The organism is Hungatella hathewayi WAL-18680 (assembly GCF_000235505.1).
GTDB classification, from domain to species: Bacteria; Bacillota; Clostridia; order Lachnospirales; family Lachnospiraceae; genus Hungatella_A; species Hungatella_A hathewayi_A.
On sequence record NZ_JH379027.1, the window covers coordinates 3,455,904 to 3,463,137 of the forward strand.

A 7,234-nucleotide genomic window follows, 5' to 3' on the forward strand; every position below is an offset into this window, starting at 1 on the left:
GCTGTTCATGTTCATCTTATCTTTTACACCGTTTCCCATCCTGTCGCCCCGGACACACTCCTACAAGATCTCCGACAAACTGTCCATAATCCGCTTCGCCACATCCGGCTTGTTCATGGAATACACATGGATTCCGTTGACGCCGTTGGCAATCAAATCGATAATCTGCTCCGTGGCGTAGGCGATACCCGCCTGCTTCATCGCCGCCGGATTGTCCCCAAACCGGTCAAGAATTGCCTTGAATCTGGCCGGCAGATAGGTGCCGGACATCTGGCAGATCCGCTTAATCTGGGCCACGTTAGTCACCGGCATAATCCCCGCCACCACAGGAACCGTGATGCCCCGTTCCCGGATGCGGTAGAGATAATTATATAGAATGTTATTGTCAAAGAACATCTGGGTCGTCACGAAATCGCAGCCGGCTTCCACCTTCTCCTTCAAATATCCAATATCCGCCGTCTTGTTCACCGACTCAACATGCCCCTCCGGGTAACAGGCGGCGCCCACACAGAAGTCCCCCGTCTGCTTTATCTCATAAATCAGCTGGGAGGCATAGCGGTAATCCGTCTCCACCACGCCGTCCTTTGGGATATCCCCCCGCAAAGCCAGCACATTTTCCAGATTGCGCTCCTTCAATTCCTCCAGGACCTGGTGAACCTGGGACTTGGTGGAGGACACGCAGGTCAAATGAGCCAGCGCCGGCACCTGGTAGGTGTTGCTCAGCATGGAGGCGATATCCACCGTATAACGGCTGGTCCCCCCGCCTGCCCCGTAGGTCACGCTCATAAAGGCCGGTGACAGCCCTGCACTCTCCACCGCCGCCTTCTCCACCGACTCATATTTATCTTCCGTCTTGGGCGGAAATACCTCAAATGACAGCGTTGGTTTTCCCTGGCCCAGTATATCCTTAATCTTCATTCCACATGTTCTCCTATCTTCCGTCTCTTAAAACATCCAATACTTGTCTACCCTGAATTTTCACAGGCAAAAAGGCCGAAAATCCTCTGCCCATGTGCAAGCACACAACACAAATTCATTTCGACCTTTTGCCGCTTCTTGCCTGCCTGGGTGTTTTCGTTTTAGTATAACACCCGGCAGGCTTATCCTGCAATCTTTTTTTCCAATCTTTCCCGGCCTCAGCGCATCCTATCTCCCCATGAAAATCCCAGCAATCGGGGAATCCGCCGGCAGGATCAGGGTATTGTTACTGCCGGTCAGGGACGCCTTGGCCGCGTCCAAAGCCCTTGTAAATTCATAGAATTCGGCACGCTCCGGCGTATTGTAGGCTTCCGCCAGGATTCTCATGTACTCTGCCTCGCCGGCAGCGGTGGTTCTTGCCGCCTCCGCCTGGGCGTCGGAAATGCTGATGGCAATTTCCCTGTCCGTGGTGTTCTGAATTACCTTCGCTTCCGACTGGCCCTCCGCCGTGTAGGTGGCCGCAATCTTATCCCGCTCGGATATCATCCGCTCGTACACCGCCGCCTTGTTGTCCGCAGGCAGGTCCAGGCGCTTCGTCTCCACAGACAGAAGCTGGATGCCGTACTGGTCCATATTGCCATCGATATTTTTCATAATCGCCTCCGACAGTTCCCCGTCGCGGCCGCTGATGACATCATTCTGGCTCATGCTGCTGATGACATTCTTGATGGAGTTGTATACCACCGTGTCGATTCTCCGCTCCGCGTTGGGGACGGAGGAGTTTAACGTCTGTGCGAATTTCAGCGGGTCCGTGATCCTCCACAGCACATAGCTGTCTGTCAGCATGGTCTTCTTATCCATGGTAATGACGTCGGAGGCCGCCAGATCATAGAGCAGAATCTCCTTCGGCAGTGTGTCCGCGCTCTGGATAAACGGTATCTTCATGCTGACGCCCGCGGTGTCGATGACACGGCTCACACGTCCGAATTCCCGAATCAGTTTGTATTCATTTTCCTTCGTCACTACCAGGGAGCCTGAGAGCCCAATCACCAGGGCCAGCGCAATCAATACTCCCACTAATTTTGTTACGGTTTTCTTCATGATTATTCCTCCCCTTCTGTGTTCTGGCCGGATGCGGTCTGGCTGTTCGCCGGGCTGCTGCCCGCCTGTGAGGTAAAGCTGTCTAACGGAAGAATGGTGCTGGTCTTATCCGTGCCGTCGATAATTACTTTCAGCCTCGGAAGCACCTCCTCCATGGTCTCATAGAACATCCGCTGTTTGGTCACCTGCGGATTCTTCACGTACTCCTCGTACATGGCGTTAAATTTTGCCACGTCGGCGTTGGCCTCGTTGATACGCTGGGTCTTGGAGGACTCCGCCTCCTGAAGAATCTTGTCGATCTCAGCCGTCGCTCCCGGCAGCTTCTCATTCCGGTATTTGTTGGCGTTGTTGATGGAGGTTTCCTTCCCCTGCTTCGCCGTCTCCACGGCCTTAAATGCCTCCATGACCTCCACGGTCGGCGGCTCGGAGTCCTGGATGGTCACATTGACCACCTGAAGGCCCACATCGTGCTGCTCCAGCTTCTGGATAATCATGGTTTTGATGTTAGACTGAATCTCATTTTTCCCGGTTGTCAGAACGGCGTCCACATCGTAGCTGCCGATGACGCTCCTGATACAGCTTTTGCTGATATTTTTGAGAATCAGCAGCGGGTCCTCCGAGGCGTAAACCGCCTTCACCGGGTCCGCTACCTTGTACTCGATAAAGAAATCCACGTTGACAAAGTTGTAGTCCCTGGTGATCATCAGCGAGTCTTCCTCCTCGCTCTCATTGTTGCCTGGGTCATATCCGAGGGCAAAGCCCTGGATTGTGGTGTTCACCTTCTGCACGTTCTGGATAAATGGAATCTTGAAGTGCAGTCCCGGCTGCGTCACGTTGCTGGCGATACCCAGGGTTGTCAGCACGGCCTGCTCCTGTTCCTGTATATTGTAAACGGAACTGAACCCAAGTATCAGCACCACCAGGGCAATCACAATTCCCACCCCTGTTTTCTTCGCCCGGTTCATCATTTTCTTTGCTTTTCCCTTCATTTCCTGCATGTCAGGATTGTAAGTCTCCATACATTTTCCACCTTTCTGTTTTCCTTAGCAGTTTATGCTCCGCACCCGCTCCCCGGCCCATGGAACCGAAAAAGCGAGAATGCTCCGTAAGAGTTCTTCTTCCCTGATAATCAAAAAAGACTTTTATTGGGGCCACTATGGCTGCAATAAAAGTCTTGCTGTTTCAATAGGATGCGGATAGAATCCTCTGTTCTATCGTCTTGACGTCATCATATACATTTTGGAAATTCTTCTCTGTTCTCCGGAATCTCCGCCATGTAAGCTACTCCCTCTTACGTTAGGGATATCATATCATAGGTGTCGAAATTTGTCAATAATTTGACAATATCCAGTTTTTACTGTTTTTACCTATTTCATGGGAGCAGTTCCGCCGCCACCTTCTCCACAATCTCCTCAAATTTTCCTTCCCATATCTTCATGGAGCAGGAAAACATCAGGTTCAGCGGATAGTCAAAATTTTCCACATTGGCGCCTGTCATATCGCGGTATTCCTGTTCGGCGCCAAGATGGGGAACACGGTCCTTCATGGGACGGGTATCATCCATATAGCCATAAAGTTTTTTCCCCAGCTGAAACGCCATGCCACACTCAAATCCCACGTCATTGCTGCACTCATAGCCCCTGAAATCGTTCAAATTGGCAATGACTGCATCGCAGTCCCTCACGTGCTGACAGGCATTGTCAAACTGATTCGCAGCGGCCGTATAGGGAGAGTCTGTCTCCACAGGCGAAACGCCGTCCGCCCAGTCAAGAGGGCCGTATGCCTCCAGTCCGTGGCGGCTACAGATTTCCTTCATCCGGTCATAGATCGATTCCCCATCCAGGTCATACCGCTCCGGTCCCGATAAATACACCGTCGGCTTTCCCCCGTTTTTTAACGGCCGGACTGTCGCAGCCGGCGCGCTGGCAGCAATAGACGGCACTCCCCGCATCCCATCCCGCTTTTCTTCTTCCTCCAGGTCCAGAACCAGCAGCTTCAGGCAGTCATCAAAATCACCTTCCACAATTCTGGTGGAGCCGATGACGCAGGGTGAAAAGGGAAGTTCTTGATAGGGCGCCTCCCTCCCATGCTCATCCACCACCACGCCATGCCGCAGGCTGAATCTCTGGTCCTTGCAGGCACAGGGGCGCTTATCTCTCGTGAATCCATAGCACTTAGCCCCCTTCGCGTATGCCATCCCTATCTCGAATATCGTTCCGCTGTCCGGCTCGGACCCCCGGTATGCTTCCAAATCCGCAAGGATGACGGTAGTGTCAAGCATCGCCTGTTTCAGATTTTCAAAAATGCTGTCGGCGTGATGACGCAGATTCTCACTGCTCATATCCAGCGGCCTGTCATTGGGAAGGGTCACCCCAAATCCCATAGATTCCGCCCGCTCCCTCATGGCTGACAGCCGTTTCGGACCATCCGCATAGAAGCACTCCGGCCCTGCAATGTAGATATTCTCTTTTTTCCTCATCGCTATCCCTCTCCCTTCCACAATCAGCGCAGCACCAGCTCCATCAGCATTTTTAAAAATGCCCCGTAATCCGCCTTTTTTCCTATCTCTATCATCGGAAGCGTTTCCCAGACATGATGGTGACGGTAATCTACCACCGTATTGCCAAGGGTCAGCCCATCCTTCGTCTCAATTCCGACACGGCCCTGAAAGGTCTCCACCAGTGTCTCATCGATGGCGTATCCCACGGCCATACAGTCAATCACCGCACAGTAGGCCTCAAATCCTCTATTCTTCACAAACTGGGTGGACTGATACAAAAACTTTGCTTCCCGTCTGTCACTTCGACGCAGCCGCTCCAAATCCTCTTCCGTCAGATTTACATCGAAATGAGTCGCCACATCCAGCCCCAGGGCCACCAGCCGGACGCCGGAATGGTATACGATGGAGGCCGCCTCCGGGTCAACGTACACATTCCACTCACTCTGGGGCGTGTCCCCCGTGGCATTGGCAAAGGCATAGGGATTCTGCCCGAACATGCCAGAAATGGCATAGATTCCCGCAATCATCCCCTTGATCTCCGGTGCCTTCTTCATCGCCATGGCAAGATTGCTCATCGGACCTGTGGACAGAATGTAAATTTCATTTGGATATTCTTTTACCAGATCGATAATCAAATCAACCGCGTGTTTCTCACAGAGAGGCGTCACCGGCTCCGGAAGAAAGTTTTCTGCCTGTCCGTCCTTCCCGTGGGTGAACGGGTCTTTTGGGGACTCCCGGAACATAGGTTCCGCCATTCCCCTCGCCACCGGAATATCCGTCCGCCCCAGCAGCTCCAGCATTTTCAGCGCATTCCCGGCGGTCACATCCACCGGATAGTTTCCGTTTACGGTGGTTATGGCTTTTACATCCAGCTGCGGCGCTTTTACCGCCATCACAATCGCCATGGAGTCATCCATCCCCGGGTCGCAGTCCAGGATTATCTTCTTTGCTTCCATCTGTCCTCTCCTCCTGTGTACATTTTTTGTTGATTTGTTTTTTTGGTAAATATTTTGATAAATATTTTTACTATATTATATCATTTTATTTATCAATGTCAACCAGGTTTTTGACAGATTTCCGCTCCACGATATGCGGGGTAAAATAATAATTCTGGTACGGCACCGGTTCCGGCCCTTTTTCAAACGATATCCGTTCCAGCAGCACTTCCACTGCCTTTCGCGCGATCACGTCGCCATCCTGTTCTATGCTGGTTAAAGGGACCCCAAGCAGACCGCACAGCGGGGTGTTGTCATATCCAATCACGGACAAATCCTCCGGTATGGAGAAATGATGCTCCTGGGCATAGAGGTAAATACCGTATGCCATCAAATCATTTCCGGCCACGACCGCCGTGATGTCTTTCTTCAGCAGTTCCTCCAGTCCCAGGCGGCCGGTCTCCACATCGTAATTGCCGTAGTAGACCAGACTGTCATCGTAGGGAATCTTGGCCGCCGCCAGCGCCTCACAGTACCCGTTGACGCGTGTCCGCGAAGTATAGACATTTGGCCCTCCCACCATACATCCAATTCTGGTATGACCGAATGTTATCAGATAATCGGTGGCGATGCGGGCCCCCGCCTTGTGGTCGGCCGTCACGAAATCACAGAAAAAGTTGTAGGCCGCACGGTCCAGCAGCACCACGGGGGGCCCGCTTTTTTGAACCGCCTTCATGGCCTTCACATTTTCCTTGTCCATCGTTTTGGGCGGAATGAGCACAAGGCCGTCCACCTTTTTTGGCAATCAGACTCTCCAGCGCCTGATAGAAGCACAGCATGTCATCCCTGACAAAGCATTGGAGCGTCACATAGCCATTCTCAAAGGCACAGGAGGAAACTTCCTCCGCCAGCCAGTGATAAAAGGGATTCCCCGCATCCGGAATAATCATTCCCAGCGTCCTCGTATTTCGCAGCGATGAGAAATCCATACCGGAGTCCTGCTCAAAGCGCATCTCCGTGGCGATGCGGAGAATGCGTTCCTTTGTGCTGTCGGCAATTCTGGAGGGCCGGTCGTTCAACACCAGGGAGACGGTGGCTGGCGACACACCGGCGGCTTTTGCAATATCTTTTACTTTAATTTTCATATAGATTCTCCTGTCAGCATATTTGGTAAATTTATTTATCAAAATTATACATAATTTAGCAGACAGCGTCAACGGATATCTCTATTCACTGTTCTCTATTTTCTGTCAGCTTCGTTATCTCCTAATATCAGATTTTTATATTGACGAAGCCTCCATCTTGTATTATTATTATAACAAGAATACATTCCGACTGGAGGGTACATCCTATGAAAGATATGAAGATTGCTGGTGCGAACCCGGATATCAAGCTCATCGCCTGTGATATGGACGGAACGCTGTTGGATAAGAACGGAAGCATTTCTCCTGCCGCAAGAGAACTCATCTGGCGGCTGGCGGATTATGGGATTGTCTTTTCCATCGCGTCAGGCCGGATGCCTCACCGGATCGAGAACCATGTCGGCTCCTTTCTGCCAAGGGAGCAGCAAAATTACATCGCCTGCAACGGCGCAATCGTGGTTTACCGGGGAACCGTCATTCTCGAACGCCGCTTTCCTGTGAAGCCTTACCGAAATCTCATTCTGGATTATGTCAGGCGGGGACTGGAATTCAGTTTCGATTATGACGATGCCTACCGGCCGCTGTTTGCCTCGGAGCATACCATCCGCCAGGCCAATCACATCCACGGTTATTCCAGG

Annotated in this window: 8 protein-coding genes; 1 reads left to right on the forward strand and 7 read right to left on the reverse strand. The window is 52.0% G+C overall.

Translation table 11 applies throughout. The features are described 5' to 3' along the window. Nucleotides 1-60 precede the first annotated feature (60 nt). The 7 genes from metF to HMPREF9473_RS28230 form a co-directional block, all read right to left on the reverse strand. Nucleotides 61-918: a methylenetetrahydrofolate reductase [NAD(P)H] gene (metF, locus tag HMPREF9473_RS15795; RefSeq protein WP_006781157.1), complete on the reverse strand. Its 858-nt coding sequence runs from the start codon at nt 916-918 to the stop codon at nt 61-63. A gap of 228 nt (nt 919-1,146) precedes the next feature. Continuing rightward, nucleotides 1,147-2,019, reverse strand: a complete 873-nt coding sequence (gene hflC, locus HMPREF9473_RS15800; RefSeq protein ID WP_006781158.1) for a protease modulator HflC — start codon at nt 2,017-2,019, stop codon at nt 1,147-1,149. A 2-nt stretch (nt 2,020-2,021) separates the two neighbouring features. Then, complete coding sequence (gene hflK, locus HMPREF9473_RS15805) at nt 2,022-3,038, reverse strand: FtsH protease activity modulator HflK (protein ID WP_006781159.1); 1,017 nt, start codon at nt 3,036-3,038, stop codon at nt 2,022-2,024. Between the two features lie 353 nt (nt 3,039-3,391). After that, nucleotides 3,392-4,498 (reverse strand): nucleoside 2-deoxyribosyltransferase, encoded by a 1,107-nt coding sequence (locus HMPREF9473_RS15810; RefSeq protein ID WP_006781160.1) that lies wholly within the window; start codon nt 4,496-4,498, stop codon nt 3,392-3,394. Nucleotides 4,499-4,521: 23 nt separating this feature from the next. After that, nucleotides 4,522-5,475, reverse strand: coding sequence for a nucleoside hydrolase (locus HMPREF9473_RS15815; protein ID WP_006781161.1), 954 nt, complete (start codon nt 5,473-5,475; stop codon nt 4,522-4,524). Nucleotides 5,476-5,560: 85 nt separating this feature from the next. Then, nucleotides 5,561-6,214: a substrate-binding domain-containing protein gene (locus tag HMPREF9473_RS28225; protein WP_242830815.1), complete on the reverse strand. Its 654-nt coding sequence runs from the start codon at nt 6,212-6,214 to the stop codon at nt 5,561-5,563. Further along, nucleotides 6,120-6,599 (reverse strand): LacI family DNA-binding transcriptional regulator, encoded by a 480-nt coding sequence (locus HMPREF9473_RS28230; RefSeq protein WP_242830816.1) that lies wholly within the window; start codon nt 6,597-6,599, stop codon nt 6,120-6,122. Before HMPREF9473_RS28230 ends, HMPREF9473_RS28225 begins: the two co-directional genes overlap by 95 nt. Before the next feature lie 206 nt (nt 6,600-6,805). Between HMPREF9473_RS28230 and HMPREF9473_RS15825 the strand changes: the two genes are divergently transcribed. Further along, nucleotides 6,806-7,234, forward strand: a 429-nt coding sequence (locus HMPREF9473_RS15825) for an HAD family hydrolase (protein ID WP_006781163.1), incomplete at its 3' end; no start/stop codon positions are given.

Coding starts and splice junctions, on each gene's coding strand:
- HMPREF9473_RS28230 (WP_242830816.1), bottom strand. CDS start 6,599: ATGAAAATTAAAGTAAAAGATATTGCAAAAGCCGCCGGTGTGTCGCCA.
- HMPREF9473_RS15815 (WP_006781161.1), bottom strand. CDS start 5,475: ATGGAAGCAAAGAAGATAATCCTGGACTGCGACCCGGGGATGGATGAC.
- hflK (WP_006781159.1), bottom strand. CDS start 3,038: ATGGAGACTTACAATCCTGACATGCAGGAAATGAAGGGAAAAGCAAAG.
- HMPREF9473_RS28225 (WP_242830815.1), bottom strand. CDS start 6,214: ATGGACAAGGAAAATGTGAAGGCCATGAAGGCGGTTCAAAAAAGCGGG.
- hflC (WP_006781158.1), bottom strand. CDS start 2,019: ATGAAGAAAACCGTAACAAAATTAGTGGGAGTATTGATTGCGCTGGCC.
- metF (WP_006781157.1), bottom strand. CDS start 918: ATGAAGATTAAGGATATACTGGGCCAGGGAAAACCAACGCTGTCATTT.
- HMPREF9473_RS15810 (WP_006781160.1), bottom strand. CDS start 4,498: ATGAGGAAAAAAGAGAATATCTACATTGCAGGGCCGGAGTGCTTCTAT.